The organism is Pseudomonas sp. TWRC1-2 (assembly GCF_049896685.1).
Taxonomy (GTDB): Bacteria; Pseudomonadota; Gammaproteobacteria; order Pseudomonadales; family Pseudomonadaceae; genus Aquipseudomonas.
Window position 1 is genome coordinate 288,724 of sequence record NZ_JAFCUU010000005.1, and the last position, 26,936, is coordinate 315,659.

General features: G+C 61.6%; 21 protein-coding genes and 1 pseudogene. 9 read left to right on the plus strand and 13 right to left on the minus strand.

Going from position 1 to position 26,936, the window contains the following annotated elements; genetic code table 11:
• The first annotated feature begins 3 nt into the window (after nt 1–3).
• From ACP7B3_RS16660 to ACP7B3_RS16690, 7 genes are read left to right on the plus strand one after another with little or no spacing between them, the layout of a single operon-like run.
• Nucleotides 4–738: a class I SAM-dependent methyltransferase gene (locus ACP7B3_RS16660; RefSeq protein ID WP_426179937.1), complete on the plus strand. Its 735-nt coding sequence runs from the start codon at nt 4–6 to the stop codon at nt 736–738.
• Nucleotides 735–1,217, plus strand: coding sequence for a hypothetical protein (locus ACP7B3_RS16665; RefSeq protein WP_242198826.1), 483 nt, complete (start codon nt 735–737; stop codon nt 1,215–1,217). Before ACP7B3_RS16660 ends, ACP7B3_RS16665 begins: the two co-directional genes overlap by 4 nt.
• A complete protein-coding gene (locus tag ACP7B3_RS16670) occupies nt 1,214–2,380 on the plus strand; it encodes a beta-ketoacyl-[acyl-carrier-protein] synthase family protein (protein ID WP_426179730.1) in 1,167 nt (388 codons plus the stop codon). Before ACP7B3_RS16665 ends, ACP7B3_RS16670 begins: the two co-directional genes overlap by 4 nt.
• Nucleotides 2,377–2,838: a hotdog family protein gene (locus ACP7B3_RS16675; protein WP_242198822.1), complete on the plus strand. Its 462-nt coding sequence runs from the start codon at nt 2,377–2,379 to the stop codon at nt 2,836–2,838. The genes ACP7B3_RS16670 and ACP7B3_RS16675 overlap by 4 nt, the downstream gene beginning before the upstream one ends.
• Nucleotides 2,835–3,563, plus strand: coding sequence for a 3-oxoacyl-ACP reductase FabG (fabG, locus tag ACP7B3_RS16680; RefSeq protein WP_145160005.1), 729 nt, complete (start codon nt 2,835–2,837; stop codon nt 3,561–3,563). The genes ACP7B3_RS16675 and fabG overlap by 4 nt, the downstream gene beginning before the upstream one ends.
• Nucleotides 3,563–4,789: a beta-ketoacyl-ACP synthase gene (locus ACP7B3_RS16685; protein WP_106577537.1), complete on the plus strand. Its 1,227-nt coding sequence runs from the start codon at nt 3,563–3,565 to the stop codon at nt 4,787–4,789. The genes fabG and ACP7B3_RS16685 overlap by 1 nt, the downstream gene beginning before the upstream one ends.
• Nucleotides 4,790–4,815: 26 nt before the next feature.
• Entirely contained in the window at nt 4,816–5,268 is a 453-nt protein-coding gene (locus tag ACP7B3_RS16690; protein ID WP_145160003.1) for a hypothetical protein, read from the plus strand.
• 213 nt (nt 5,269–5,481) lie between these two features.
• Here ACP7B3_RS16690 and ACP7B3_RS16695 read toward each other — a convergent pair whose 3' ends face one another.
• Nucleotides 5,482–5,763 carry a type II toxin-antitoxin system PemK/MazF family toxin gene (locus ACP7B3_RS16695; protein ID WP_426179939.1) on the minus strand — a complete coding sequence of 94 codons (282 nt, stop codon included), beginning with the start codon at nt 5,761–5,763 and terminating at the stop codon, nt 5,482–5,484.
• Between the two features lie 10 nt (nt 5,764–5,773).
• The gene (locus tag ACP7B3_RS16700) at nt 5,774–6,667 is read right to left on the minus strand and encodes a LysR family transcriptional regulator (RefSeq protein ID WP_106577534.1); all 894 of its coding nucleotides are present in this window, start codon (nt 6,665–6,667) and stop codon (nt 5,774–5,776) included.
• 157 nt (nt 6,668–6,824) lie between these two features.
• Here ACP7B3_RS16700 and ACP7B3_RS16705 point away from each other — a divergent pair, with 157 nt between their 5' ends.
• Nucleotides 6,825–8,066, plus strand: coding sequence for an MFS transporter (locus ACP7B3_RS16705; RefSeq protein ID WP_426179941.1), 1,242 nt, complete (start codon nt 6,825–6,827; stop codon nt 8,064–8,066).
• 57 nt (nt 8,067–8,123) lie between these two features.
• Here ACP7B3_RS16705 and hemE read toward each other — a convergent pair whose 3' ends face one another.
• The 10 genes and pseudogenes from hemE to pilM form a co-directional block, all read right to left on the minus strand.
• Nucleotides 8,124–9,191, minus strand: coding sequence for a uroporphyrinogen decarboxylase (hemE, locus tag ACP7B3_RS16710; protein WP_106577532.1), 1,068 nt, complete (start codon nt 9,189–9,191; stop codon nt 8,124–8,126).
• A gap of 242 nt (nt 9,192–9,433) precedes the next feature.
• Nucleotides 9,434–10,852 carry an FAD-dependent oxidoreductase gene (locus ACP7B3_RS16715; protein WP_003171228.1) on the minus strand — a complete coding sequence of 473 codons (1,419 nt, stop codon included), beginning with the start codon at nt 10,850–10,852 and terminating at the stop codon, nt 9,434–9,436.
• Nucleotides 10,853–10,884: 32 nt separating this feature from the next.
• Nucleotides 10,885–15,330, minus strand: a complete 4,446-nt coding sequence (gltB, locus tag ACP7B3_RS16720; RefSeq protein WP_426179734.1) for a glutamate synthase large subunit — start codon at nt 15,328–15,330, stop codon at nt 10,885–10,887.
• Between the two features lie 348 nt (nt 15,331–15,678).
• The gene (locus ACP7B3_RS16725; RefSeq protein WP_404486495.1) at nt 15,679–17,253 is read right to left on the minus strand and encodes an SPOR domain-containing protein; all 1,575 of its coding nucleotides are present in this window, start codon (nt 17,251–17,253) and stop codon (nt 15,679–15,681) included.
• Between the two features lie 10 nt (nt 17,254–17,263).
• Entirely contained in the window at nt 17,264–18,364 is a 1,101-nt protein-coding gene (gene aroB, locus ACP7B3_RS16730; RefSeq protein WP_426179737.1) for a 3-dehydroquinate synthase, read from the minus strand.
• A gap of 124 nt (nt 18,365–18,488) precedes the next feature.
• Nucleotides 18,489–19,007 (minus strand): shikimate kinase AroK, encoded by a 519-nt coding sequence (gene aroK / locus ACP7B3_RS16735; RefSeq protein WP_145159987.1) that lies wholly within the window; start codon nt 19,005–19,007, stop codon nt 18,489–18,491.
• Between the two features lie 4 nt (nt 19,008–19,011).
• Nucleotides 19,012–20,265, minus strand: a pseudogene (locus ACP7B3_RS16740) (type IV pilus secretin PilQ); the annotation flags it as partial.
• A 141-nt stretch (nt 20,266–20,406) separates the two neighbouring features.
• Nucleotides 20,407–21,378 carry a pilus assembly protein PilP gene (locus ACP7B3_RS16745; RefSeq protein WP_426179739.1) on the minus strand — a complete coding sequence of 324 codons (972 nt, stop codon included), beginning with the start codon at nt 21,376–21,378 and terminating at the stop codon, nt 20,407–20,409.
• Complete coding sequence (locus ACP7B3_RS16750) at nt 21,375–21,926, minus strand: PilN domain-containing protein (protein ID WP_106577526.1); 552 nt, start codon at nt 21,924–21,926, stop codon at nt 21,375–21,377. Before ACP7B3_RS16750 ends, ACP7B3_RS16745 begins: the two co-directional genes overlap by 4 nt.
• Nucleotides 21,926–22,579, minus strand: coding sequence for a type IV pilus assembly protein PilM (pilM, locus tag ACP7B3_RS16755; RefSeq protein ID WP_145159979.1), 654 nt, complete (start codon nt 22,577–22,579; stop codon nt 21,926–21,928). The genes ACP7B3_RS16750 and pilM overlap by 1 nt, the downstream gene beginning before the upstream one ends.
• 221 nt (nt 22,580–22,800) lie before the next feature.
• On the opposite strand from pilM, the gene ACP7B3_RS16760 reads away from it, so the two are divergent.
• Nucleotides 22,801–25,266, plus strand: a complete 2,466-nt coding sequence (locus ACP7B3_RS16760) for a penicillin-binding protein 1A (protein ID WP_426179943.1) — start codon at nt 22,801–22,803, stop codon at nt 25,264–25,266.
• Nucleotides 25,267–25,415: 149 nt separating this feature from the next.
• On the opposite strand, the gene ACP7B3_RS16765 is transcribed toward ACP7B3_RS16760, so the two are convergent.
• On the minus strand, nt 25,416–26,684 hold the full coding sequence (locus ACP7B3_RS16765) for a malic enzyme-like NAD(P)-binding protein (RefSeq protein ID WP_056860619.1): 1,269 nt from the start codon (nt 26,682–26,684) through the stop codon (nt 25,416–25,418).
• Nucleotides 26,685–26,936 lie beyond the last annotated feature (252 nt).

A 26,936-nucleotide genomic window follows, 5' to 3' on the forward strand; every position in this document is an offset into this window, starting at 1 on the left:
GCGCTGGAAAAAAACTACCTGAGCAAAAACTACGTCGAAGAAACCCGGTTCGGCTTCTGGTTCCTGCGCAGCCACACTTGGCAGCACCACGTGTTGCGCGTGGCGATCAACGATCTGCGCAGCTTGTTCACCGAGCCATTGCCGGTCGCGCCGGTGCTGCTGGACGCCGGTTGCGGCCAGGGCAAGTCGTTCCAGTATTTGCAGCAGGTGTTCGCGCCGCAGCGCCTGATCGGGGTGGATGCCGACCCGCATAGCCTGGCGCTGAGCAAGGCCGAAGCCGAGCGCCAGGGCCTGGCCGTCGAGCTGATCGGCAGTGACTGCGCCACCCTTGAGGTGCCCGACGCCAGCGTCGATATCCTGTTCTGCCACCAGACCTTCCACCATCTGGTGGAACAGCATCGCGCCTTGAAGGAGTTCTACCGCGTGCTCAAGCCGGGCGGCTACCTGCTGTTTGCCGAGTCCACCGAAGCCTATATCGATACCTGGGTGATTCGCTGGCTGTTCCGCCACCCGATGCACGTGCAGAAAAGCGCCGACGAATACCTGGAGATGCTGCGCGAGCAGGGGTTTGAATTCGCCCCGCAGAACGTCTCGTACCCGTATCTGTGGTGGAGCCGTTCCAGTGATTTTGGCTTGCTCGAGCGCTGGGGCCTGCGCAACCCGCCACCGGTGGGCCAGCGCGAAGAGACGCTGGTCAACTGTGTAGCGCGCAAACCTGCAGCGAGCGTCGCACCATGATCCGTCTGCTGTTGATCGGTTGCCTGTTGCTGCTGAGCGCCTGCGCCAGCCAACCGCCGCTGCCCGCAAAAACCCCGGCGTTGGCCTTGCCGATGCAATTGCATGTGCAGCGCCTTTCGGGTGGCCAGAGCCAGGACTGGCTGTTGGTGATCCAGCGCGAAGGCGCGGCCCTTCGCTGGTCGATGATGGACCCGCTGGGCATTCCCCAGGCCCGGCAAAAACTGCTCGATGGCCAGTGGCAGGCCGATGGTCTGCTGCCGCCCAACCCGGCGGCGCGCGAGCTGTTTGCCGCCTTGCTGTTTGCCCTGACTTCATCGGATGACGTGCGCGCGCTTTACCCGAGCGCCCAGGCCATGGACCTCACACGCACGCTGCCGGGCCATTGGCAAATCGTCTATCAGTCTTCAGAGGTGTTCAGCGTGAACATGACGGGCCAACCGCTGAGCTATCGCATCACACCGCTGGGGGTCGCTCGATGACGGCTTATCTGAATGCGCTGGGCGTGATTTGCGCCCTGGGACGCGGCCAGGCCGAGGTCAGCCGCAACCTGTTTGCCGGCGACTGCTCGGGCATGCGTGCCGAGAGTGGCTGGGTGCCGGAACGCGTGTTGCCGGTCGGCGGCGTGCGCAGCGAGCTGGTGACTATTCCGGCCGAACTGAACCAGCAAAGCAGCCGCAACAACCAGTTGTTGCTGGAAGCGGCGTTGCAGATCGAGGGCGAGATCCGCCAGGCCATTCACACCTATGGCGCCTCGCGAGTCGGTGTGGTGCTGGGCACCAGCACCTCGGGCATCGACGAGGCCAGCCGCGGCATCGCCAATTACCTGCGCGACAAGCAGTTCCCCGGCGACTACGACTACCAGCAACAGGAACTCAGCGCCCCCGCCAACTTCCTCGCCGACTGGCTGCAACTGAGCGGCCCGGCCTATGTGATTTCTACCGCCTGCACCTCCAGCGCCCGCGCGTTGATGAGCGCCCAACGCCTGCTGGACCTGGGCGTGTGCGACGCGGTGATCTGCGGCGGTGTCGACAGCCTGTGCAAGCTGACACTCAACGGTTTTACCGCGCTGGAAGCAGTCTCCAGCGAGCGCTGCAATCCGTTTTCAGTGAACCGCAATGGCATCAATATCGGCGAAGCGGCCGTGCTGTTTCTGATGACCCAACAACCGGCGCCGATTGCCCTGCTGGGCAGTGGCGCCAGTTGCGACGCGCACCATATCTCCGCGCCCGAGCCTACCGGCAAAGGCGCATTGCAGGCGATGCGCAAGGCCTTGGCCAGCGCGAAGCTGGTGCCCGAGCAGATCGGTTACTTGAACCTGCACGGCACCGCCACCCAGCACAACGACGCCATGGAAAGCCTGGCCGTGGCCAACCTGTTTCCCCACGGCGTGGCCTGTTCGTCGACCAAACCCATGAGCGGCCACACCCTCGGTGCAGCCGGCGCGCTGGAAGCGGCGTTCTGCTGGCTGAGCCTGACCCACGGCCGCGTGCCGCCGCATATGTGGGACGGCCAGGCCGACCCGGCGCTGCCCGCCCTGCAATGGGCGCAGACCGGCGACACCTTGGAAAAACGCTGCCTGATGAGCAACTCGTTTGCCTTCGGCGGTAACAACGTCAGCCTGATAATCGCAGAGGCCCCATGATTGATTGGCCACTCGCCCAATTGCTGCCCCACGCGGGCGACATGATCCTGATCGACCAGGTGCTGTCGTTCGATGAAGAGCAGATTCACACGCGCCTTACCGTCAAACCCGGCGGCCTGTTCAACCGCCCGGACGGCAGCCTGCCGGCCTGGGTTGGCATCGAGCTGATGGCGCAGAGCGTCGCCGCGTATGCCGGGTGCCGCGCGCGCCAGAACGGCGAAGCAGTGGAGCTGGGCTTCCTGCTCGGCACGCGTAAGTTCGAGTGCAACGTGGAGCACTTTCCGGCAGGCGCCGAACTGCGTATCCACGGCCTGCGCTCGCTGGAAGACGACAACGGCATGGGTGTGTTCGAATGCCACCTCACCGGCGACGGCATCCAGGCCAGCGCGCGCTTGAACGTATTTCGACCGCCCCAGGCGGCCACCTATTTAGATGAATCGAAGGACAAAACGCCATGACTGAATCCGTACTGGTCACCGGCTCCAGCCGTGGCATCGGCCGCGCCATTGCCCTGCGTCTGGCGCAGGCCGGGCATGACATCGTGCTGCATTGCCGCAGCGGCCGCGCGGAAGCGGACGCGGTGCAGGTCGAGATTGAAGCCCTGGGCCGCAAGGCGCGGGTGTTGCAGTTTGACGTGGCCGATCGCGCCAGCTGCAAGCAAATCCTTGAAGCCGACGTGGAGCAACATGGCGCCTACTACGGCGTGGTGCTCAATGCCGGCCTGACCCGTGACGGCGCGTTCCCGGCCTTGTCCGAAGACGATTGGGACGTGGTGATGCGCACCAATCTCGACGGTTTCTACAACGTGCTGCACCCGGTGATGATGCCGATGATTCGTCGTCGCGCCGCCGGCCGCATTGTGTGCATCACCTCGGTGTCGGGGCTGATCGGCAACCGCGGGCAGGTCAATTACAGCGCGTCGAAGGCCGGTCTGATAGGCGCGGCCAAGGCACTGGCCATCGAGCTGGGCAAGCGCAAGATCACCGTCAACTGTGTAGCCCCCGGCTTGATCGACACCGCGATGCTGGATGAAAACGTGCCGGTCGAAGAACTGATGAAAATGATCCCGGCGCAGCGCATGGGCACCCCGGAAGAAGTGGCCGGTGCAGTGAATTTCCTGATGTCGGCCGAAGCCGGCTACATCACGCGCCAGGTGTTGGCCGTGAACGGAGGCCTGTGCTGATGAAACGCGTCGTCGTCACCGGCATGGCCGGCATGACCTCCCTGGGCAGCGATTGGGACACCATCGCCGCCAATTTTCGCGCCAACCGCAGTGGCATTCGGCGCATGGACGAGTGGGACCGTTTCACCGAACTGAACACGCGCCTGGCCGGGCCGATTGACGATTTCGTGGTGCCGGCCCACTGGACGCGCAAGCAACTGCGCAGCATGGGCCGCGTGTCGCGCCTGGCAGTGTGGGCGGCGGAGCAGGCGTTGCAGGACGCCGGCTTGCTCGGCGACGAGTCGATCAAGGACGGGCGTATGGGCGTGGCCTGTGGCTCGTCCACCGGCAGCACCGACGAGATCAAGGCATTCGGCAACATGCTGCTGAACTCGGTGGCCGAGGGGCTGAATGCCAACTCCTATGTGCGCATGATGCCGCACACCACGGCGGCGAATATCAGCATCTTTTTTGGCCTTACCGGGCGGCTGATCCCGACGTCCAGCGCCTGCACCAGCGGCAGCCAGGGCATCGGCTATGCGTATGAAGCGATCAAGTTCGGACGCCTGCCGTTGATGCTCGCCGGCGGCGCCGAAGAGCTGTGCCCCACCGAAGCCATGGTGTTTGATGCGCTCTACGCCACCAGCCTGAAAAACGACGCGCCGCAGACCAGCCCACGTCCTTACGACAGCGGCCGTGATGGCCTGGTGATCGGTGAAGGCGGCGGCATGCTGGTGCTCGAAGAACTGGAACACGCGTTGGCGCGCGGTGCGCACATCCACGCCGAACTCGTGGGTTTCGGCAGCAACGCCGACGGCCAGCACACCACCCGCCCGGAGCAGAAAACCATGCGCCGCGCGATGGAGCTGGCTTTGGAAGATGCCGGGCTGGAGCCGTCGGCCATTGGCTACGTCAACGGCCATGGCACCGCCACCGATCAAGGTGATATTGCCGAAACCCTGGCCACCAGCAGCCTGTTCGGCCGCCACATGCCGATCAGTTCGCAGAAGAGCTTCCTTGGTCACACCCTGGGTGCATGCGGCGCGCTGGAGTCGTGGTTCAGCATCGAAATGATGAACCGCGACCAGTACGTACACACCTTCAACCTGGACGTGGTCGACCCGCAATGTGGCGAGCTGGATTATCTGCAGGGCGGCTTTCGCGAGATGCACCACGACTACGTGATGAACAACAACTTTGCGTTTGGCGGCGTCAACACCTCGCTGATTTTCCGTCGCTGGGCCTGATTTTTTAATTGATTGGAGAAAATGGAATGTCTTCCTTGCTACGCGCCACCCTGATCACCCTGGCCTTGCTGACCGCCGCCGGCTGCACCAGCAAACCCGTGCTCAACACCCAGCACGAGCTGCCGGCCGGCACTCAGGTGAGCGAAGAAACCATGAAGCAGGTCATCGTCACGGCCCTGCAAAAACGCGAGTGGACCGTGCAGCGTTTCAGCCCACAACTCGTACAGGCCCAGATCACCGTGCGCAACCAGTTCTACGCGGCCATCGACATCCGTTACAGCCGCAACAGCTACGCCATCACCTACCGCGACAGCCGCGACCTGGGCTACAAGGACGGCAAGATCCATCGCAACTACAACCGCTGGGTGAGCATGCTCGATCGCGACATCATGGCCGCGCTGCGCAGCAATGGCGTGGGTAACGCGCCGGGACCTGCGGCGCAGTCGTTTGAGCAGACAGGGGCGTCGAAGCAGAACTGAGGATCGCGGTCCGTCAGAAACGACAAAGGGCGCCTTTCGGCGCCCTCTTCACAAACAGGTTGGCTTGTCATCGCCGCTTCCTGCCTGGCTCTGCGATGGCTGGTTACCCAGGATCCTCAGAGTCTCACAAGCCCCTTTCGGGAACTCGGCCAGTATGCCTGAAAACAACTCGCCTGCAATCGGTGGCAAAGCGCCGCTTATTCCTTACCCACTTCATCGCACCCCCAGCGCACTGCGCACCGCTGCTTTTATCGCTGAAAACTGATCATTGGTGAGCTCCGCGATTTTGTAAGTTCGTTTTCCATGACGGTCTTTGCTTTTGATTCGATCCAGTCGCCCCAGGCTTACGGTCGCCACAATGTCGCACTTCGCCCAGCAGATGGGGTTCGCGCCCTGAAGATGACTGTCTAGCTGCAAATGATGCTCCAGCAGCGTTTGCGGGGCGGTGGTGCTCAAAGGCACAACCGTCACTAAGCCAGTTCCGTTACCTGATATGTGACTTCGCCTACACCACGGCCTTGCGCGTCAACAATTCCACAAACGCCTTCGCCCTCGGCGACTGCGCACCCTTGCGCTGCACCAGCCACACCGCCGTGACCGCTTCCTGATCGAGCAACGTGCGATACACCACGCCATCAATGCGTATGCGCTGGTAAGACGCCGGCAGCACCGACACGCCCAAGCCCGCCGCCACCAACCCGATAATCGTCATCGCCTCCCCCGCTTCCTGGGCGAAGTGCGGGCTGAAGCCGGCGTCACGGGCCAGGTTGAGCAGCTGCGCGTAAAGGCCGCTGCCATAGCTGCGCGGGAAGAATACAAACGGCTCCTGTGCCAGTTGCGCCAGGTGCAAACCGCGCTCGCTGCCTTCCGCCAGCGGGTGGCCGGCGTTCAGTACGGCAACCAGCGGTTCGCGCATCAGCTCGATGACACTCAGCGAATCCGGCAACGGCAGCGGGCGCATCAGGCCGACCTGGATCGATTGATCCACCAACGATTCGGCCACTTCGGTGCTGCTCATTTCCTGCAGGCTCAAGTGCACCGCCGGGAAGGCCTGGCGAAACGCAAAGATCGCCTGCGGAATGCTCGAATTGAAGGGTGCGGAAGACGTGAAACCAATCTTCAGTTCCCCCAGCTCTCCCAACTGGGCACGCCGAGCGACATCCGCGGCCTTGTCGACCTGCGCCAGCACCAGTCGCGCCTCTTGCAGGAACAAGCGCCCGGCCTCACTGAGCTCGACCCGACGATTGGTGCGCTCAAACAAGCGCGCGCCCACCTCCTGCTCCAGCGCCTGGATCTGCTGGCTCAGCGGCGGTTGCGAGATGCCCAGCACCTGCGCGGCGCGGCCGAAATGCAGTTCTTCGGCGACGGCGATGAAGTACCGCAGGTGACGCAATTCCATGCAAACCTCATTAGGTCGTAAAAGCTATCAAACAGGTCGAACAATATATTGGAAAGAATCATTAGCCAGCTATATTCTTTTTTGCATTGCCAGTCCTGGCAGGCTTTCCCTCGCCGAGGTCCTCGTGAAATCTGCTGTAGCTCCATTTGCTCAAGAAGTGCCGCCTACCGCCCTGGATGAGGTGGTGGCCCAGCTCAACGAGCAGTTCATCGAAAAAGGCACGCCAATGTTCATGCGCACCGTGCTGGCGCTGTTCTCCGGTGGGTTTGCCACCTTTGCCCTGCTGTATTGCGTGCAACCGATGATGCCCGCGCTGTCCCACGAGTTTTCCATCAACGCGGCGCAGAGCAGCCTGATCCTGTCAGTCGCCACCGCCATGCTCGCATTTGGCCTGCTGATCACCGGGCCGATTTCCGACACCCTCGGGCGCAAACCGGTGATGGTCGCCGCGCTGTTTTGCGCCGCCCTGGCCACCATCGCCAGCGGCCTGATGCCGTCCTGGGAAGGCATCCTGCTGATGCGTGCGCTGGTCGGTCTGTCTCTGAGCGGCCTGGCAGCCGTCGCGATGACTTACCTGAGCGAAGAGATCCACCCGCAACACATCGGCCTGGCCATGGGCTTGTACATCGGCGGCAACGCGATTGGCGGCATGAGCGGGCGCCTGATCATGGGCGTGCTGATCGACTTCGTCAGTTGGCACACCGCCACGCTGATCATCGGCGCCCTGGCGTTGATCGCTGCCACGGTGTTCTGGAAGATCCTCCCCGAGTCGCGCAACTTCCGCGCCAGCAGCCTCAAGCCGCGCAGCCTGGTAGACGGCTTTGTGATGCATTTCAAGGATGCCGGCCTGCCCTGGCTTTTTCTCGAAGCCTTCCTGCTGATGGGCGCGTTCGTGACGATGTTCAACTACATCGGCTATCGCCTGCTGGCGTCGCCTTACGCGTTGAGCCAGGCCGTGGTCGGCCTGCTGTCGCTGGTGTACCTGTCGGGCATCTACAGCTCGGCGAAAATCGGCTCGCTGGCCGACCGCCTCGGCCGGCGGCGCGTGCTGTGGGGCACAATCGTGTTGATGCTTTCGGGCATGTTGCTGACCCTGTTCACCCCGCTGTGGCTGGTGGTGCCGGGCATGCTGATCTTTACGTTCGGCTTCTTCGGCGCGCACTCGGTGGCCAGCAGCTGGATCGGCCGGCGCGCGGTCAAGGCCAAGGGGCAGGCGTCGTCGCTGTACCTGTTTTGCTACTACGTGGGCTCAAGCATTGCGGGGACGGCGGGCGGGTTCTTCTGGCACTTTGCCGGGTGGAACGGGATTGGCGGGTTTATCGTGGCGCTGTTGATTGGCGCGCTGCTGGTGGCGCTGAAGCTGGCGAAGCTGCCACCGCTGGGCCATGTGAAAGCCTGAGGATTTCTGGCTTTTAATGTGGGAGGGGGCAAGCCCCCTCCCACATTGGTTTTGCGTTTATTCGTGATACTGGGCGGACAACTCGTGCACCGCACGCAAGAACGCGCCGGCGTGCTCCGGATTCACTTCCGGGGTGATGCCATGGCCGAGGTTGAACACATGCCCGGTGCCCTTGCCGTAGCTGGCCAGGATGCGGCCGACTTCGGTGCGGATCGCTTCAGGCTTGGCGTAGAGCACGGTCGGGTCCATGTTGCCTTGCAGCGCGACTTGGTTGCCAACGCGACGACGGGCTTCACCGATGTCGCAGGTCCAGTCCAGGCCCAGCGCATCGGCGCCCGCGTCGGCGATGCTTTCCAGCCACAGGCCGCCGCCTTTGGTGAACAGGATGACCGGCACTTTGCGGCCTTCGTGTTCGCGGATCAGGCCGCTGACGATCTTGCGCATGTAGGCCAGGGAGAATTCCTGATACGCCGCCGCCGACAGGTTGCCACCCCAGGTATCGAAAATCTGTACCGCTTGCGCGCCGGCCATGATCTGGCCGTTGAGGTAGGCGGTAACCGACTGCGCCAGTTTATCCAGCAACAGGTGCATGGCCTGTGGGTTGTCGTAGAGCATGGCTTTGGTCTTGCGGAAGTCTTTCGACGAGCCGCCTTCGACCATGTAGGTGGCCAGGGTCCACGGGCTGCCAGAGAAGCCAATCAGCGGCACACGGCCATTGAGCTCGCGGCGGATGGTGCTGACCGCGTCCATCACGTAGCCCAGGTCTTTGTGCGGATCGGGGATCGGCAGGGCTTCGATGTCGGCCAGGGTGCTGACGACTTTTTTGAAACGCGGGCCTTCGCCGGTTTCAAAGTACAGGCCTTGGCCCATGGCGTCAGGGATGGTCAGGATGTCGGAGAACAGAATGGCCGCGTCCAGTTGTGGGTAGCGGTCCAGCGGCTGCATCGTGACTTCGCAGGCGAACTCCGGGTTCATGCACAGGCTCATGAAGTCGCCGGCGTGGGCGCGACTGGCGCGGTATTCCGGCAGGTAGCGACCGGCTTGACGCATCATCCACACGGGCGTGACGTCTACGGGTTGCTTGAGCAGGGCACGAAGGAAACGGTCGTTCTTGAGGGCAGTCATGTCGGCATCCGCAAAAAAAGTGCGGGCATTTTCTCAGAGCGCGACGCAAAAGGCACGGAGTGAGCCGTGCCTTTTGTCTATCGGGTCAATTTGTCGCGGACATGGAAGCGCTGCAAAACCAATGTGGGAGGGGGCTTGCCCCCGATTGCAGTGTGTCAGTTTCAGTCTTTGTCACTGAACCACCGCTATCGGGGGCAAGCCCCCTCCCACATTTTGATCCCATTTCAACCTGGGATCAGGGGTCAGACTTGCAGGTAATCCAGGATCCCTTCAGCGGCATTGCGCCCTTCGAAGATCGCGGTTACCACCAGGTCAGAACCGCGCACCATATCGCCACCGGCGAAAATTTTCGGGTTGCTGGTCTGGTGCTTGTACTGGCCTTGTTCCGGTGCCACAACGCGGCCCTGGCTGTCGGTCTGGATTTCGAACTGCTCGAACCACGGCGCCGGGCTTGGGCGGAAACCGAAGGCGATGACCACGGCGTCGGCCGGGATGATCTCTTCGGAACCCGGGATCGGCTCGGGGCTGCGACGGCCACGGGCGTCCGGCTCGCCGAGACGGGTCTCGACCACTTTCACGCCTTCAACACGGTCCTCGCCGACAATGGCGATCGGCTGGCGGTTGTAGAGGAATTTCACGCCCTCTTCCTTGGCGTTCTTCACCTCTTTGCGCGAGCCGGGCATGTTGGCTTCGTCACGGCGGTACGCACAGGTCACCGACTTGGCGCCCTGGCGGATCGAGGTACGGTTGCAGTCCATCGCGGTGTCGCCACCGCCCAGTACCACAACCTTCTTGCCTTTCATGTCGACGAAATCTTCCGGCGACTTTTCAAAGCCCAGGTTGCGGTTGACGTTGGCGATCAGGAAGTCGAGCGCGTCATACACGCCCGGCAGGTCCTCACCGGCAAAGCCGCCTTTCATGTAGGTGTAGGTGCCCATGCCCATGAACACCGCATCGTATTCGGCGAGCAGTTGCTCCATGGTGATGTCTTTGCCGATTTCGGTATTGAGACGGAACTCGATACCCATGCCAGTGAACACTTCACGACGGTTGCTCAGTACGGTTTTTTCCAGCTTGAACTCGGGAATACCGAAGGTCAGCAGGCCACCGATTTCCGGGTTCTTGTCGAACACCACCGGGGTCACGCCACCACGCACCAGCACGTCGGCGCAGCCCAGGCCCGCCGGGCCCGCGCCGATGATCGCGACGCGCTTGCCGGTCGGTTTGACCTTGGACATGTCCGGGCGCCAGCCCATGGCGAACGCGGTGTCGGTGATGTACTTCTCCACCGAACCGATGGTCACCGCGCCAAAGCCGTCGTTAAGGGTGCAGGCACCCTCGCACAGACGATCCTGCGGGCACACCCGGCCGCACACTTCCGGCAGGGTGTTGGTCTGGTGCGACAGCTCGGCGGCGGCGAGGATGTTGCCCTCGGCCACAAGCTTCAGCCAATTGGGAATGAAGTTGTGCACCGGGCACTTCCATTCGCAATACGGGTTACCGCAACCCAGGCAGCGGTGGGCCTGGTCGGCCGAGTGCTGGGGTTTGAAGGGTTCGTAGATTTCCACGAACTCTTTCTTGCGTTGACGCAACAGTTTCTTCTTCGGATCTTTGCGCCCGACATCGATGAACTGGAAGTCGTTATTCAGACGTTCAGCCATGTTAAAACCTCATCAAACTCTTCAGGCGCATATCACTGCGGGTTGGCACGGATGCTGGAAAGCAACGATTTCAGGTTGGCAGCCTTGGGTTTGACCAGCCAGAAACGACGCAGGTAGTCATCGAGGTTTTCAGCGAGGTTACGACCCCATTCGCTGTTGGTTTCCTCGACATATTCGTCCAGCACATGCTGCAAGTGGTTGCGATAGGATTCCATCGCTTCGCCGCTGATCCGCTGGATCTCGACCAACTCGTGGTTGACCTTGTCGACGAAGGTGTTGTCCTGGTCGAGCACGTAGGCGAAACCGCCAGTCATGCCCGAGCCGAAGTTGTAGCCAGTCTTGCCCAGCACCGCGACAAAACCACCGGTCATGTACTCGCAGCAGTGATCGCCCGTGCCTTCCACCACGGTGTGGGCACCGGAGTTACGCACCGCGAAACGCTCACCGGCCGTACCGGCTGCAAACAGCTTGCCGCCGGTTGCGCCGTACAGGCAGGTGTTGCCGATGATGGCACTGTCTTGAGTCTTGTAGACGCTGCCGATTGGCGGAACGATCACCAGCTTGCCGCCGGTCATGCCCTTGCCCACGTAGTCGTTGGCGTCACCTTCCAGGTACATGTGCAGGCCGCCGGCGTTCCACACGCCGAAGCTCTGGCCCGCAGTGCCCTTGAAGCGGAAGGTGATCGGCGCCTTGGCCATGCCCTGGTTGCCGTGCTTGCGCGCGATTTCGCCGGAGATGCGTGCGCCGATGGAACGGTCGCAGTTGCAGATATCCAGGGCGAATTCGCCACCGCTGGCGTCGTTAATCGAGGAGCTGGCCATGTCGACCATCTTCTCGGCCAGCAGGCCTTTGTCGAACGGCGGGTTGCGGTCCACCTGGCAGAATTGCGGCTTGTCTGCCGGGATGTGATCGCTGCCCAGCAGCGGCGTCAGGTCCAGGTGTTGTTGCTTGGCGGTCTGGCCTTCGAGGATGTCGAGCAGGTCGGTACGCCCGATCAGTTCTTCGAGGGAGCGCACGCCCAGCTTGGCCAGCCACTCACGGGTTTCTTCGGCGACATAGGTGAAGAAATTCACCACCATGTCGACGGTGCCGATGTAGTGATCCTTGCGCAGCTTCTCGTTCTGAGTCGCCACGCCGGTGGCGCAGTTGTTCAGGTGGCAGATGCGCAGGTATTTGCAACCCAGGGCGATCATTGGCGCGGTACCGAAGCCGAAGCTTTCGGCGCCGAGGATCGCCGCCTTGATCACGTCGAGGCCGGTTTTCAGGCCGCCGTCGGTCTGCACGCGCACTTTGCCGCGCAGGTCGTTGCCGCGCAGGGTCTGGTGAGTTTCCGCCAGGCCCAGTTCCCACGGCGCACCGGCGTACTTGATGGAGGTCAGCGGGGATGCGCCGGTGCCGCCGTCGTAGCCGGAGATGGTGATCAGGTCGGCATAGGCTTTGGCCACGCCAGCGGCAATGGTGCCCACGCCGGCTTCCGCGACCAGTTTCACCGAGACCAACGCCTGCGGGTTGACTTGTTTCAGGTCGAAAATCAGCTGCGACAAGTCTTCAATCGAGTAGATGTCGTGGTGCGGCGGCGGCGAAATCAGGGTCACGCCCGGCACCGCATAACGCAACTTGGCGATCAGGCCGTTGACCTTGCCGCCGGGCAGTTGCCCGCCTTCACCCGGCTTGGCGCCCTGGGCGACTTTGATCTGCAGCACTTCGGCGTTGACCAGGTATTCCGGGGTGACACCGAAACGGCCGGTCGCGACCTGCTTGATTTTCGAGCTCTTGATGGTGCCGTAGCGCGCCGGGTCTTCACCGCCTTCGCCGGAGTTGGAACGCGCACCCAGGCGGTTCATGGCTTCGGCCAGGGCTTCGTGAGCCTCAGGCGACAAGGCGCCCAGGGAAATACCGGCGGAGTCGAAACGCTTGAGGATCGATTCCAGCGGCTCGATCTCGTTGATGGCCAGCGGCGTGTCCAGGGTTTTCACCTTGAACAAATCGCGGATCATCGACACCGGGCGGTTATCCACCAGCGCGGTGTATTCCTTGAACTTGGCGTAGTCGCCCTGCTGCACGGCGGCTTGCAGGGTGCTGACCACGTCCGGGTTGTAGGCGTGGTATTCGCCACCGTGCACGAACTTGAGCAGGCCGCCTTGCTGGATCGGCTTGCGCGCGCTCCAGGCTTCGGCTGCCAGGGCTTTCTGCTCGGCTTCGATGTCGACGAAACGCGCACCCTTGATGCGGCTCGGCACGCCACGGAAGCTCAGCTCGCAGACTTCTTCGGACAGGCCGATGGCTTCGAACAGCTGCGCGCCGCGGTAGGACGTGACGGTGGAGATGCCCATCTTCGACAGGATCTTCAGCAGGCCCTTGGTGATGCCTTTGCGGTAGTTCTTGAACACCTCGTAGAGGTCGCCCAGCACTTCACCAGTGCGGATCAGGTCACCGAGCACTTCGTACGCCAGGAACGGGTACACCGCCGACGCGCCGAAACCGATCAACACCGCAAAGTGGTGCGGGTCACGGGCGGTGGCGGTTTCAACCAGGATGTTGGAGTCGCAACGCAGGCCTTTTTCGGTCAGACGGTGGTGCACCGCACCGGTCGCCAACGAGGCGTGGATCGGCAGCTTGCCCGGCGCGATGTGACGGTCGGTCAGCACGATCTGGGTACGACCAGCGCGCACGGCTTCTTCGGCCTGATCGGCGACGTTACGCACTGCAGCTTCAAGGCCGAGGCTCTCGTCGTAGTTCAGGTCGATGATCTGGCGGTCGAAGCCTGGGCGTTCCAGGGTCATCAACGAACGCCACTTGGCCGGAGACACCACCGGCGAGCTGAGGATCACACGCGAGGCGTGCTCAGGCGATTCCTGGAAGATGTTGCGCTCGGCACCGAGGCAGACTTCCAGCGACATCACGATGGCTTCGCGCAGCGGGTCGATCGGCGGGTTGGTCACCTGGGCGAACTGCTGGCGGAAATAGTCGTACGGCGTGCGCACGCGCTGGGACAGCACGGCCATTGGCGTGTCATCGCCCATGGAGCCGACGGCCTCGTAGCCTTGTTCGCCGAGCGGGCGCAGCACCTGGTCGCGCTCTTCGAACGTGACCTGATACATCTTCATGTACTGCTTGAGCTGGTCGACGTCGTAGAAAGCCGAACCGTGGTCGTTGTCTTCCATGGTCGCCTGGATGCGCAGGGCGTTCTTGCGCAGCCATTGCTTGTACGGGTGACGCGACTTCAAGCGGTTGTCGATGGCGTCGGTGTCGAGGATCTGCCCGGTTTCGGTGTCCACGGCCAGGATCTGGCCAGGGCCGACGCGGCCTTTGGCGATCACGTCTTCAGGCTTGTAGTCCCACACGCCGATTTCCGACGCCAGGGTGATGAAACCGTTGGTGGTGGTGACCCAACGCGCCGGGCGCAGACCGTTACGGTCGAGCAGGCACACCGCGTAGCGGCCGTCGGTCATGACCACGCCCGCCGGGCCGTCCCACGGCTCCATGTGCATCGAGTTGTACTCGTAGAACGCACGCAGGTCCGGGTCCATGGTTTCGACGTTCTGCCACGCTGGCGGAATGATCATGCGCACGCCACGGAACAGGTCGATGCCGCCGGTGACCATCAGTTCGAGCATGTTGTCCATGCTCGAGGAGTCCGAACCCACGCGATTGACCAGCGGGCCGAGCTCTTCGAGGTCCATCAAATCGTTGGCAAACTTGGTGCGACGGGCCACGGCCCAGTTGCGGTTGCCGGTGATGGTGTTGATCTCGCCGTTGTGGGCGAGGAAGCGGAATGGCTGAGCCAGCGGCCATTTCGGCAGGGTGTTGGTGGAGAAGCGCTGGTGGAACACGCAGATCGCGGTTTGCAGGCGCTCATCGCTCAGGTCTGGATAGAAGGCGGTCAAGTCCGCCGGCATCATCAGGCCTTTATAAATGATGGTCTTGTGCGAAAAGCTGCAGATGTAGTGGTCGGTGTCGGCAGCGTTGGCCACCGACGAACGACGACGCGAGGTGAACAGCTTGATCGCCATGTCCTGGTCGCTCAGGCCTTCGCCTGCGATGAACACTTGTTCGATCTGAGGCAGGCGCTCCAGGGCCAGACGGCCGAGCACGCTGGTGTCGATTGGCACTTTGCGCCAGCCGACGAGCTGCAGGCCGGCAGCCAGGATTTCGCGGTTCATGTTTTCGCGAGCGGCTTCGGCTTTAACCGGGTCCTGGTTGAAAAACACCATGCCCACGGCGTACTGCTTGGGCAGGTCGACCGCAAATTGCGCTTTTGCGACAGCGCGCAGGAACTGGTCGGGCTTTTGAATCAGCAAGCCGCAACCGTCACCGGTCTTGCCGTCGGCGTTGATCCCACCGCGGTGGGTCATGCAGGTCAGGGCCTCGATGGCCGTTTGCAAAAGGGTATGACTGGGCTCGCCCTGCATGTGGGCTATCAGGCCGAAACCGCAGTTATCCTTGAATTCATCGGGTTGGTACAGACCTGCTTTCATAGACACTTTCTCACCAGGCTGCCTCTTATAACGAGGCAAATTTCTTTTCAATTCAACCGGTTACCTTCCACGCCGAACGTACGCCGGCTTAGCGGGGGCAAAAGGGAGGTCATTGTACACACCGACACGAACGCTCACAAATTTAACGACGAAATGTCGCAAATCTATGTCGCATTTATGAAAGGTTTAAAACGATATGCTGTGCTAGTCAAAACTTTTTTAATTTTGACCGCTACGACTCAAAAGCAACGGGCGCAGACACCACAAAGCGCGCGGCCTTCAGGGCTGCACGCTTCTGTAGTTTTTTGAGGTGCCGGGAGAGGCGGCCTGGGTAAGGCCGCCGAATCTTCAGCGAGTTGTTGCCAGTTCCTGTTGGACGCTGGCGACAGTGCGAGGCCAAGGTTTACCAGCCTGAACCTTCGCTGGCAAGGCCTTGATAGCGGATTCCGCTGCTGCACGGCTGGAGAAGTTGCCGTAGGTGATCACGTAGAGAGGCTTGCCGTTGAGCACTTTCTTGAAATAACGGTACTCACCGCCCTGCTCTTTCACGAACGCCTGAGCGTTGGCTTCGGAGCTGGTGCCGAGGATCTGCACCACGAAGTTGCCGGTTGGCTGGCTGGTGTACCAACTGCTGCCGGCGCCGCCTGCCTTGGCGACGGTCGCCGCAGGTTTCTCGGCAGGCTTGGCAGCCGGTGCCGGCGCTGGCTTGGCGGCTGGCGCCGGTGCAACAGGCTTGGTCACCGGCGCTGGCGCTGGCTTGGCGGTGGCGACAGTCGGTGCAGGGGTCGGCTTGGCAACCGGCGCTGCCGGCTGACCGGCTGGCACGCCCGCAGGCGGCGCGGTAGTGGTTACGGTCGGCGGCGTGGCGCTGGAGCCCTCCACCGGCACACCGTCGTCGCCTTCGGAAATGCCACCGGCTTCTTCGGCGAGCGGGCCACGCATTACCGGCTGGCCAACCATCGGCAGGTTGGTCGGTTGGCCGGAGTTGGCGAATTCGACGTTTGGTGTGGGCTTGCCCAGTGGCAACTGCGCCTGTTCGGTTGGCGCGCCGGCGGTGGCGGGCGCCTTGCTACGGCCCGGGATCAACCAGGCGGCGGCTACAGCGACCACGACAACGGCGGAAATAGCCAATACGTGCTTCTTAGGCATAGTAAACCCCATCTTTGGACGCTTAACCGCAGAGCGGCTTGCAATCATGGCTTCGATCAAGGCATCCCGGGCAACCTGGTTGATGGTGCCAGGCCAGCCGTCGGAGCTTTCGTGAATATCAGAGATCTGCGCAGCGGAGAAAAGTTCGATACCGGCCCCGGCGCCCTCAAGGCGTTGCGCCAGGTATTCGCGGGTTTCTTCCTCTTCGTACGGCTGCAATTCGATGACGTGAAACAGCTCCTGATCACCGCTGATCTGTTCCAGATCGGCGATCAACGACGACTCGCCAAACAGGAACACGTGCGGGCGGCCTTCAGGCGTACCCGCAGCCAGCGCCAACAGCGCTTCCAGGGCGGATTCGTCGAGCTGCTCGGCGTCGTCCACCAGCAGATAGACTTCCTGGCCGGTCAGGCCCAGCTGCACCACTTGCTTGAGGATCGCGTTCGGCTCGGCATTGGATACGTTCAGCGCCTGGGCCACTTGGCGCAATACGCCCGCCGCGTCACCGGCACCGCGGGCCGACACCACCACGCTCTGTACCGATTGCTTGTTGGTGCTGGCGACCAGTGCCTGGCGCAGCAGGGTCTTGCCGCTGCCCAACGGCCCGGTGACCACCAGCAACAGCTGGCTGTAGCGCGCCAGATGGTGCAACTGGCCAAGCACCGGCTTGCGCTGGGCAGGGAAAAATTTGAAGCCAGGTACCCGCGGAGCAAAAGGGTCGTGGCTTAACTGGTAATGGCCGAGGAACGCCTCGTCGGCATGCAAACTAGTCATCGGGATCTTATTAACCTTTAAGCTGGGCCAGGGCGCGGTAATCCGCTCCCAGCGTGGCCTGTAAAATCTCTTTCGGATAATCGTCGGTCACTACCGCTTCGCCCATGTGGCGCAGCAGCACCAGTCGTAGGCGACCGTCGATCACTTTCTTGTCTATTGCCATATGTTCGAGGAAATCCGCCTCGGTCATCTCCTCAGGAGGAACAACCGGCAAACCGGCGCGCTGGAACAGGTCAATACCCCGATCCCGCTCCTGGGCACTGATCCAGCCCAGACGTTGCGACATCTCCAACGCCATCACTGTGCCAGCCGCTACGGCTTCCCCATGCAACCACACACCATAGCCCATGTGCGTTTCGATCGCATGGCCGAAGGTGTGACCCAGGTTCAAGGTGGCGCGTACGCCGGACTCCCGCTCGTCGGCATTCACCACCAGCGCCTTGGCGGCGCAGGAGCGGGAAATCGCCTCGGTAAGTGCCACTTGATCCAGAGCGCGCAGGGCGTCCATATGCTCCTCAAGCCAGGTCAGGAACGGCTCGTCGCAGATCAGCCCGTACTTGATGACTTCCGCCAGGCCCGCCGACAGCTCGCGCGGTGGCAGCGTGTTCAGCGTCGCGGTGTCGATCAGCACGGCCTGGGGCTGATAGAACGCACCCACCATGTTCTTGCCCAGCGGGTGGTTGATGCCGGTTTTGCCGCCTACCGACGAATCGACCTGGGACAACAAGGTGGTCGGCACCTGGATAAAGTCCACGCCGCGCTGGTAGCAGGCCGCCGCAAATCCGGCCATGTCGCCGATCACACCGCCGCCCAGGGCGACTACCGTGGTCCGGCGGTCATGACGCGCAGTCAGCAGGCCATCAAAGATCAGTTGCAGGGTTTCCCAGTTCTTGTGGGCCTCGCCGTCAGGCAGGATCACCGAAATCACCGAGTACGCCTCAAGGCTGCGGCTCAGGCGCTCAAGATACAGCGGCGCGACCGTTTCATTGGAGATGATCGCCACTTGCCGACCGGCAATATGCGGGGCGAGCAACTCGGGCAGGTCCAACAAACCCTCGCCAATATGGATTGGGTAGCTGCGCTCGCCTAGATCGACCTTAAGTGTCTGCATGTGTCCCCGCGTGAAGATGGATATACGATCGGCAACGCTCGGATCTGACGCTGCCTGATGGCTCTACGCCACACCTCGAAGGCTGTTAGCGCGCCGCCGAGAATAGCGCATTTCGGGTCTGGCTTTAACGGGGTGGCAGCTGCTGTAAACGCTCGAGAATGTCGAGAACGACCATTCGCGGCGGCCGCTCATCGGTTTCCACCACCAGATCGGCAATTTCCCGATACAGCGGATCGCGCAGCGCCAGCAAATCCCGCAGGGTTTTTGCCGGGTCAGCGGTGCGCAACAATGGGCGATTCCGGTCGCGGGCGGTGCGACCCACTTGCTGCTCGACTGACGCATGCAGGTAGACCACGCGCCCACCGGCATGCAGCGCCCGGCGGTTTTCATCGCGCATGACAGCGCCGCCGCCGGTGGCCAATACCAAGCCGTCGCAACCGCACAGCTCGGCAATCATCGCCTGCTCGCGGTCGCGAAAGCCCAGTTCGCCTTCCTTATCGAAGATCCATGGGATATTGGCGCCCGTGCGCAATTCAATTTCCTTGTCGGAATCTTTGAATGGCAGGCGCAGCTCTTTGGCCAGCAAACGGCCGATGGTGCTTTTTCCAGCCCCCATCGGTCCTACAAGAATCAAATTTCGCACAGAATCAACGACTCACAGCAATCGCCTGGTTATTCATAATACGCGGAGTCAGGAATACCAGCAGCTCGGATTTTCTTTCCGCCATCACATCGCGCCGGAAAAGGCGGCCAAGATACGGCACATCGCTTAAAAATGGCACTTTATCTACCACTTTGCTTTGGGTGTTGGAGAAAACGCCACCGATGACGATGGTCTCGCCATCCTTGACCAGCACCTTGGCGTTGACTTCGTTTTTCTTGATCGGCGGCACGTCGTTGAGCTTGTTCAGATAGTCGGGCTCATCCTTGGTGACCTTGACCTCCATGATCACCCAGCCATCAGGGGTGATTTGCGGGGTCACCTCCAGCGATAGCGAAGCTTCCTTGAACGACACTGAGGTGGCGCCACTGGAGCTGGATTCCTGATAGGGAATCTCGGTGCCCTTGAGGATCCGTGCCGTTTCCTTGTCGGAAGTGACCACCTTGGGCTGTGAGACGATTTCGCCGTTGCCGGTTTTCTCCATGGCCGTCAGTTCAAGGTCCAGCAACAGGTTGTTGGTGATATAGGCGATGCCCAAGCCCGATGTACCGGTGAGCGCTCCCATGTCGACAAATGGCGAACTGACAGGGTTCTGCGGCGGCTCGGCACCGGCGGCCAAGGGTTTGCTGATGCCTCCAGCGCCCCAATTGGCACGGTTGAGTCGCCCTCCCCAGCGCACGCCGAGGCTTTTGTCGTAATCAACATTGGCCTCGACGATCCGTGCCTCGATCATCACTTGGCGCACCGGGACGTCCAGCTGCGCCACAATCCGGCGCAGCTCTTCGAGGCGCTCGCCAGTCTGGTAGGCAATGATGTTATTGGTGCGGTCATCCACTGCCACGGAACCGCGCTCATCGCCGGCGCCTTCAAGGCCTGTCACCGACTGGAACAGCTTGGCCAGGTCCGCCGCCTTGGCGTAGTTGACCTGCAACAGCTCCCGGCGCAAAGGCGCCAGCTCAGCCATCTGCCTGCGCGATTCCAGCGTGAGCAATTCACGCGCAGCCAGCTCATCGGCAGGTGCCACCAGCAAAACGCCGGCCTTCACCCGCTTATCCAGCCCCTTGGTCTGCAATACCAGGTCCAGCGCCTGGTCCCAGGGCACGCCCTTGAGCCGCAAGGTGATGGAGCCTTGTACTTCATCGCTGGCAACCAGGTTGAGCCCGGCGACATCGGCAATCTGCTGCAATACCGCACGTACATCGATGTTCTGGAAGTTGAGGTTCAGCTTGGCGCCGTGGTAGGTGCCTGGCGCCGCGCTGCCAGGCGGCGGCAGCTGGATCAGGTCCACACGAGTGGGTACAGCGAATGCCGTCGGTGCCGTGAACGCTATCCATAGCGCCACACCGAAGGACGAGAAAGTCCATTTCATTGTTTGATTCCGTTATGAGTTGAGTTTCAACACGAGGGTTCGCGGGCGCTCCAGCCACGCGCCCTGTTTATCGGGGAACAGCTCCGCCAGTTCGATGTAGCCGTCATGAATGGCCGTGACCTTGCCGTGGTTCGGCCCCAGGTAGTCGCCAACGGCCAGCCGGTGCACCGTGGAGGCCACACGCAACAGCGCAAAGCTCTGCTCCCCACGGGACAGCGTACCGACCATCTCGAACTGGTCGATGGCGACCTTTTCCAGGGCGCCGCGGACCCGGGCAAGGTCAGGCGCCAGCACCGGGCGTCCGGGCAGGTGATTAACCTGCAATGCGACCGGCTGGAACGGGTCACGCAGGGAAAATGCGTCGTAGACAAATGCCGGCCTCGACTCGAAAACCGAGTCAGGTTCGCCGCGCAGCGACGTGCTCCGGTAGGTCTTCACCAACATGCCAAGGCGCAGCAACGACCCTTCGGAACGAAGCGTGATGTCATGCACGGTAACGATCCGAGACAAGCCGCCCAACGCACTCACGAAGGTAGCCAGGTCGTGGTAAGCCCCAACCACATCGACCTGCACCGGCTCCTCGATGTAAAACGGCCGAGTTTGCTCGTCCAGCACCGTGACACCTTCAACCACCACGCCGTTGGCAGCCACCAGCCGCGCAATTTCATCCAGCAGGGCTGGCATGTCCGGTGCGCCAGACAACTGCCCTAAGGCCCCATCGGTTTTTTCCTGCATCACCTGAGCCGGGTGGGCGCTGCCCTCAAGGCGGGTGGCCAGATCGACCTTCTGCTCGAGCAGCTGTTGTAAGACCTTTTCCTGCGCCTCCCACTCGTGCAAACGCTCGCGTGACGGGCTCAAATAAACGCTATCGCCCACCACCAGCACCAAGCCTGCCAGCGCACAGCCCAGCAGAAGCTTGCCCGGCAAGGGCCATTTCGAAGCGTTGTGAGAGAACGTGGAAAAGTCGAGCCTGGGCAGGCTCAAGGCTGAGCCTCGGTGGATTCCCCCTGGCGCACCATCAATTGGAATTCGTTACCGCCACGCTCGCCCTCTGCCCGCACATGCTGAAGCCGAGTGGCGTGGGTGCCTTGCGAGGCTTCCAGGCGGCGCATCAGCTGAGCAATGTCCTGGCTGGACTCGGCACTGCCGCTGACACTGATGGTGTCGCCGTTCGCCACCACTTCATGCAGATGGACACCCTCGGGCACCGCGCGGGCCAGTTGATCAAACATCTGCGCGCTGGAAGAGCGGGCATCATGCAGGTCCTGCACGACTTTCATGCGCGCGGCCAGTTGCTGGCTTTGCTCCTGTAAGTCGCCGATGGTCTTGATGCGCGAATCGACGACGGTCACTTCTTTGCTCAGGTGGTTATTGCGTGCGCCCTGCCGGTCGATGGCCTGGTCAATCACCTGGTCCGCCAGCCATAACGCCGCGAAGGCCGCACAGGCGAACGCCAGCAAAAACATCAGAAAGTATTTGCGACGCCGGTCCGCCAGGGCTTGGCGCCAGGGCAAAAGGTTGATTCTTGTCATCAAGCGAAACTCCTCAGGGCCAACCCGCAAGCAATTCCCATCCCGTGGGCATCCACGGCCCATTGTGTGCCATCGACTTGATGACCCGGCGTGAAGCTGGCGAAATCCTGACTGCAAGCGCGCTCCAATGCAAACCCTTCGACATCCACCACCCGTGTCACGAGCCCCGCCAGGGCCAAAACCGCAGTGCGCGCCTCGACCTGCTCCCTCAGGCAGGCAGCCAGTAAAACCTCGACCCGGGCCGGATCCTGGGCCGAGGGGCCGCGCACCTGAAAATCGATGGCTACATCATCCAGCGGGTAAGGAATGTACTGATCGGCTTCCATCTGGATCTTCCAGACCATCTCTTCATCACTGAGCCCGGCCTCCATGTCGATGACCCGCGTGATGACCGAAGGGCCCGCTACAGCGACGGCCGCCTGCCGAGCAGACGTACGCAGCCGGGATAACGCCAGGTGCAAGGCCCGCCCTGCCTCTTCAAGGTCCAGCAAGGTGCCATCGACCATCGCATTCGGCGGCAACACCTGGGTGCTGTAGCCCTGCACCCGGTAACCCGCGGCCGAATGGCCCAGTTCTATCAGCTTGATGCCCGTGTCATTGATGTCGACGCCCAGCAGGGTGTCGGTTTTGCGCCTGAAAAATCCCTTTCTCATAAAACTCCCCAAAACTTTGCCTGTCATACCGCCTGATTGCCGCCGGCCATCGTGCATTCGGTCGACTTGTTTGAGTGGCGTGAATGACGCCCCAAGCCGAAAAATGCTTTAATGCCCAGCGTTTTTTCCCGCTATTTATCTGCTGCTCGGGTCGATCCATCGTTTGCCATGCATGCCCCGACGCCTAACTCATTCTTTTCTCTGGAAATCCAAAAGCCTTGATTCGTCTGCTGAAGTTTTTCGGGTACTCCATTGTCGCGATTGTCTGCGGGCTGCTGCTCGTACTCAGCGGTGCCTACCTCTACCTTAGTCCGGGTTTGCCTTCCGTAGAGGCACTCAGAAGTATCCAGTTGCAGATTCCTTTGCGGGTCTACAGCAGCGACGAAAAACTGATCGCGGAGTTCGGCGAGATGCGCCGCACACCGATCCGTTTCGCCGACATTCCACCCAATTTCATCAATGCCCTGCTGTCGGCAGAAGACGATAATTTCGCCAATCACTACGGCGTTGACCCCAGCAGTCTGGTGCGTGCGGCTACCCAGCTGGTAAAAAGCGGACACATTCAATCTGGTGGCAGCACCATCACCATGCAGGTGGCGAAGAACTTCTTCCTCACCAGCGAGCGCAGTTTTTCGCGCAAGGCCACTGAAATCCTGCTGGCCCTGCAGATCGAACGCCAGTTGACCAAGGACGAGATCCTTGAGCTGTACGTCAACAAGATCTACCTGGGCAACCGCGCCTACGGGATCGAGGCGGCGTCGCAGGTCTACTACGGCAAGTCGATTCGTGACGCCAGCCTGGCGCAAATGGCAATGATTGCCGGCCTGCCCAAGGCCCCTTCGCGCTTTAACCCGCTGGCCAACCCGGCGCGCAGCAAAGAGCGCCGCGACTGGATCCTCGGCCGCATGTACAAGCTGGGCAAGATCGACCAGGCCGCCTATGAAAGCGCCGTGGCCGAACCGCTGAATGCCAGCTACCACGTGCCGACGCCGGAAGTGAACGCACCGTACATCGCTGAAATGGCGCGCGCCGAGATGGTCGGCCGTTACGGCAGCGAGGCCTACACCGAAGGCTTCCGCGTGACCACGACCGTTCCCAGCAACTTGCAGGAAATTGCCAACAACGCGGTACGCGATGGCCTCGTCACCTATGACCAGCGCCACGGCTACCGCGGTCCCGAATCCCGCCTGCCAGGCAAGACGTTGAGCGCCTGGACCACTGAACTGGGCAAACAGCGCCCGATCAGCGGCCTGGAGCCCGCCATCGTCACCCAAGTGAAGAAAGATGGCGTGCAGGTGCTGACCCGCTCCGGCGAAGCGCATGTGGCGTGGGACAGCATGAAGTGGGCACGCCACTTCCTGAACACCAACAGCATGGGCCCGATGCCCAAGCAGCCGTCGGACGTGGCACAGGTGGGTGATTTGATCCGCGTGCAACGCCAGAAAGACGACAGCCTGAAATTCAGCCAGGTCCCTGTGGCCCAAGGCGCGCTGGTGTCCCTGGACCCGCAGAACGGTGCGATCCGCGCCCTGGTCGGCGGTTTTGCCTTCGAGCAGAGCAACTACAACCGTGGCATCCAGGCCAAGCGCCAGCCGGGCTCGAGCTTCAAGCCGTTCGTCTACAGCGCCGCACTGGATAACGGCTACACCGCCGCCAGCCTGGTCAACGACGCCCCGATCGTGTTTGTCGACGAGTACCTGGACAAGGTCTGGCGCCCGAAGAACGACACCAACACCTTCCTCGGCCCGATCCGCATCCGCGAGGCGCTGTACAAGTCGCGTAACCTGGTGTCGATCCGCCTGCTGCAGGCAATGGGCGTGGGCAAAACCATCGACTACATGACGCGCTTCGGCTTCAACAAGTCGGATTTGCCGCCCAACCTGTCCCTGGCCCTCGGCACCGCGACTCTCACGCCGATGGAAATCGCCACGGGCTGGAGCACCTTTGCCAACGGCGGCTACAAGATCTCACCGTACCTGATCGACAAGATCGAAAGCCGTAATGGCGACACCCTGTTTACCGCCAACCCTCCGCGCGTGCCGGGTGACGTGGTCAACGGCGTGGCGGCGCCTGATGGCATCGCGGCGCCCAGCAACGGCGGCATCACCATCGAGCCGACACCGGGCGCAGCGCCAGCCACACCGAACACCGCTGCCGCAAACGACCCACAAACGCCAGCTGTCGCTGAACGCGTAGTGGATGGCCGCACCACGTATATCCTCAACAGCATCCTGGAAGATGTGATCAAGAAAGGCACCGGCCGTCGCGCCCTGGCGCTGGGCCGTGCGGACATCGCCGGCAAGACCGGTACCACCAACGACTCCAAGGACGCCTGGTTCTCCGGCTACAACGCCGACTACGTGACCACCGTGTGGACCGGCTACGACCAGCCGGAAAGCCTGGGTCGCCGCGAGTTTGGTGGCACCGTCGCGCTGCCGATCTGGATGAGCTACATGGGCGCGGCCTTGAAGGACAAGCCGCTGCACACCCAGCCTGAGCCGGAAGGCATTCTCAGCCTGCGGATTGACCCGGTGAGTGGCCGTGCGGCTTCGCCAAGCACGCCGAACGCGTACTTCGAGCTGTTCAAGAGCGAAGACACGCCGCCGTCGGTCAACGAACTGGGCAATGGCGTTGCGCCGGGCAGCCCGCTGCCGGCGGATGAAGGGGCGCCGATCGATTTGTTCTGATCGCGACCTCAAGCCGACGAGGTGCAAAATGTGGGAGGGGGCAAGCCCCCTCCCACATTTGGATGTCTAAACAGCTCCAGTTAAATCGCAGGTAATAAAAAGCCCCGACTCGCAAGAGCCGGGGCTTTTTGTTGGTGCGCTACGACGGCTTAGCCGTTGAACACATCATCCACGCTTTGCAGCGGGTAGTGCTTCGGATACGGCAGGGTCGCCACACCGGTCTCGATGGCGGCTTTGGCCACGGCATCGGAGATCAGGGTGATCAGGCGCTTATCCATTGGTTTAGGAATGATGTACTCACGGCCGAACGCCAGTGGAGCACCACCGTACGCATCGCATACATCCTGAGGCACCGGCAGTTTGGCCAGTTCACGCAGGGCATTGGCCGCAGCCACTTTCATCTCTTCGTTGATGCGCTTGGCGCGAACGTCCAGGGCACCGCGGAAGATGAACGGGAAGCCCAGTACGTTGTTGACCTGGTTCGGGTAGTCCGAACGGCCAGTGGCCATGATCACGTCGTTACGGGTGGCGTGGGCCAGTTCCGGGGAGATTTCCGGATCAGGGTTGGAGCAGGCGAACACGATCGGGTTGGCCGCCATGGACTTGAGGCCTTCGGCGCTCAGCAGGTTCGGGCCAGACAGGCCAACGAACACGTCTGCACCGTCAAGGGCGTCAGCCAGGGTGCGCTTGTCGGTGGCGTGGGCAAACATCGCCTTGTACTGGTTCAGGTCGGTACGCTCGGACTGAACAACGCCCTTGCTGTCGACCATGAAGATGTTTTCCAGCTTGGCGCCCATGCTTACCAGCAATTTCATGCAGGAGATGGCTGCAGCGCCGGCGCCCAGGCAGACGATTTGCGCGTCAGCCAGGGTTTTGCCGGCGATTTCCAGAGCGTTGATCATGCCGGCCGCGGTAACGATCGCAGTGCCGTGCTGGTCATCGTGGAATACCGGAATGTCGCACTGCTCGATCAGGGCCTTTTCGATCTCGAAGCACTCAGGTGCCTTGATGTCTTCCAGGTTGATGCCACCGAACGTGATGGAAATGCGCTTTACGGTGTCGATGAAAGCCTGCGGGCTTTCGGAATCGACTTCGATGTCGAAAACGTCGATGCCGGCAAAGCGCTTGAACAGCACGCCTTTACCTTCCATGACTGGCTTGGACGCCAATGGGCCAAGGTTGCCCAGGCCGAGAATCGCGGTGCCATCGGAAATCACTGCAACCAGGTTGCCTTTGCCGGTGTACTTGTACGCCAGTTCAGGGTCGCGGGCGATTTCACGTACGGGCTCGGCAACGCCAGGGCTGTAGGCCAGCGACAGGTCGCGGGCGGTGGCAGTGGCTTTGGTGAGCTCTACACTCAGCTTTCCTGGACGAGGATGGGCATGATATTCGAGAGCGGCAGTTTTCAAATCAGACATATCGGCATTCCGCTTTTACTGTTGGTCGACGGACCGCCGAGGATACGCGTGTCGCAAAGTCCCTACAAGACTGGGCAGTCACAGGTGTCAAGGGCCCTGCGCTACGACTTTTGGCCAAGAGCCACGGGATACAAGGGCTCAACTGTTCACAATCGCATTAAAAAATGTCTACAATTTTTTTATTAAAAATGATTTGAATCACGCGCGACCAAATTGCAGGCACAAAAAAGGCGTCCCAAAGGACGCCTTCTT

What these genes read in the sequence shown, in the direction of transcription:
- ACP7B3_RS16665 (WP_242198826.1), top strand. Translation starts at nt 735, where the DNA reads ATGATCCGTCTGCTGTTGATCGGTTGCCTGTTGCTGCTGAGCGCCTGC.
- ACP7B3_RS16670 (WP_426179730.1), top strand. Translation starts at nt 1,214, where the DNA reads ATGACGGCTTATCTGAATGCGCTGGGCGTGATTTGCGCCCTGGGACGC.
- ACP7B3_RS16675 (WP_242198822.1), top strand. Translation starts at nt 2,377, where the DNA reads ATGATTGATTGGCCACTCGCCCAATTGCTGCCCCACGCGGGCGACATG.
- fabG (WP_145160005.1), top strand. Translation starts at nt 2,835, where the DNA reads ATGACTGAATCCGTACTGGTCACCGGCTCCAGCCGTGGCATCGGCCGC.
- ACP7B3_RS16685 (WP_106577537.1), top strand. Translation starts at nt 3,563, where the DNA reads ATGAAACGCGTCGTCGTCACCGGCATGGCCGGCATGACCTCCCTGGGC.
- ACP7B3_RS16690 (WP_145160003.1), top strand. Translation starts at nt 4,816, where the DNA reads ATGTCTTCCTTGCTACGCGCCACCCTGATCACCCTGGCCTTGCTGACC.
- ACP7B3_RS16700 (WP_106577534.1), bottom strand. Translation starts at nt 6,667, where the DNA reads ATGGAATTGCGTCACCTGCGGTACTTCATCGCCGTCGCCGAAGAACTG.
- hemE (WP_106577532.1), bottom strand. Translation starts at nt 9,191, where the DNA reads ATGACTGCCCTCAAGAACGACCGTTTCCTTCGTGCCCTGCTCAAGCAA.
- ACP7B3_RS16715 (WP_003171228.1), bottom strand. Translation starts at nt 10,852, where the DNA reads ATGGCTGAACGTCTGAATAACGACTTCCAGTTCATCGATGTCGGGCGC.
- gltB (WP_426179734.1), bottom strand. Translation starts at nt 15,330, where the DNA reads ATGAAAGCAGGTCTGTACCAACCCGATGAATTCAAGGATAACTGCGGT.
- ACP7B3_RS16725 (WP_404486495.1), bottom strand. Translation starts at nt 17,253, where the DNA reads ATGACTAGTTTGCATGCCGACGAGGCGTTCCTCGGCCATTACCAGTTA.
- aroB (WP_426179737.1), bottom strand. Translation starts at nt 18,364, where the DNA reads ATGCAGACACTTAAGGTCGATCTAGGCGAGCGCAGCTACCCAATCCAT.
- ACP7B3_RS16750 (WP_106577526.1), bottom strand. Translation starts at nt 21,926, where the DNA reads ATGACAAGAATCAACCTTTTGCCCTGGCGCCAAGCCCTGGCGGACCGG.
- pilM (WP_145159979.1), bottom strand. Translation starts at nt 22,579, where the DNA reads ATGAGAAAGGGATTTTTCAGGCGCAAAACCGACACCCTGCTGGGCGTC.
- ACP7B3_RS16765 (WP_056860619.1), bottom strand. Translation starts at nt 26,684, where the DNA reads ATGTCTGATTTGAAAACTGCCGCTCTCGAATATCATGCCCATCCTCGT.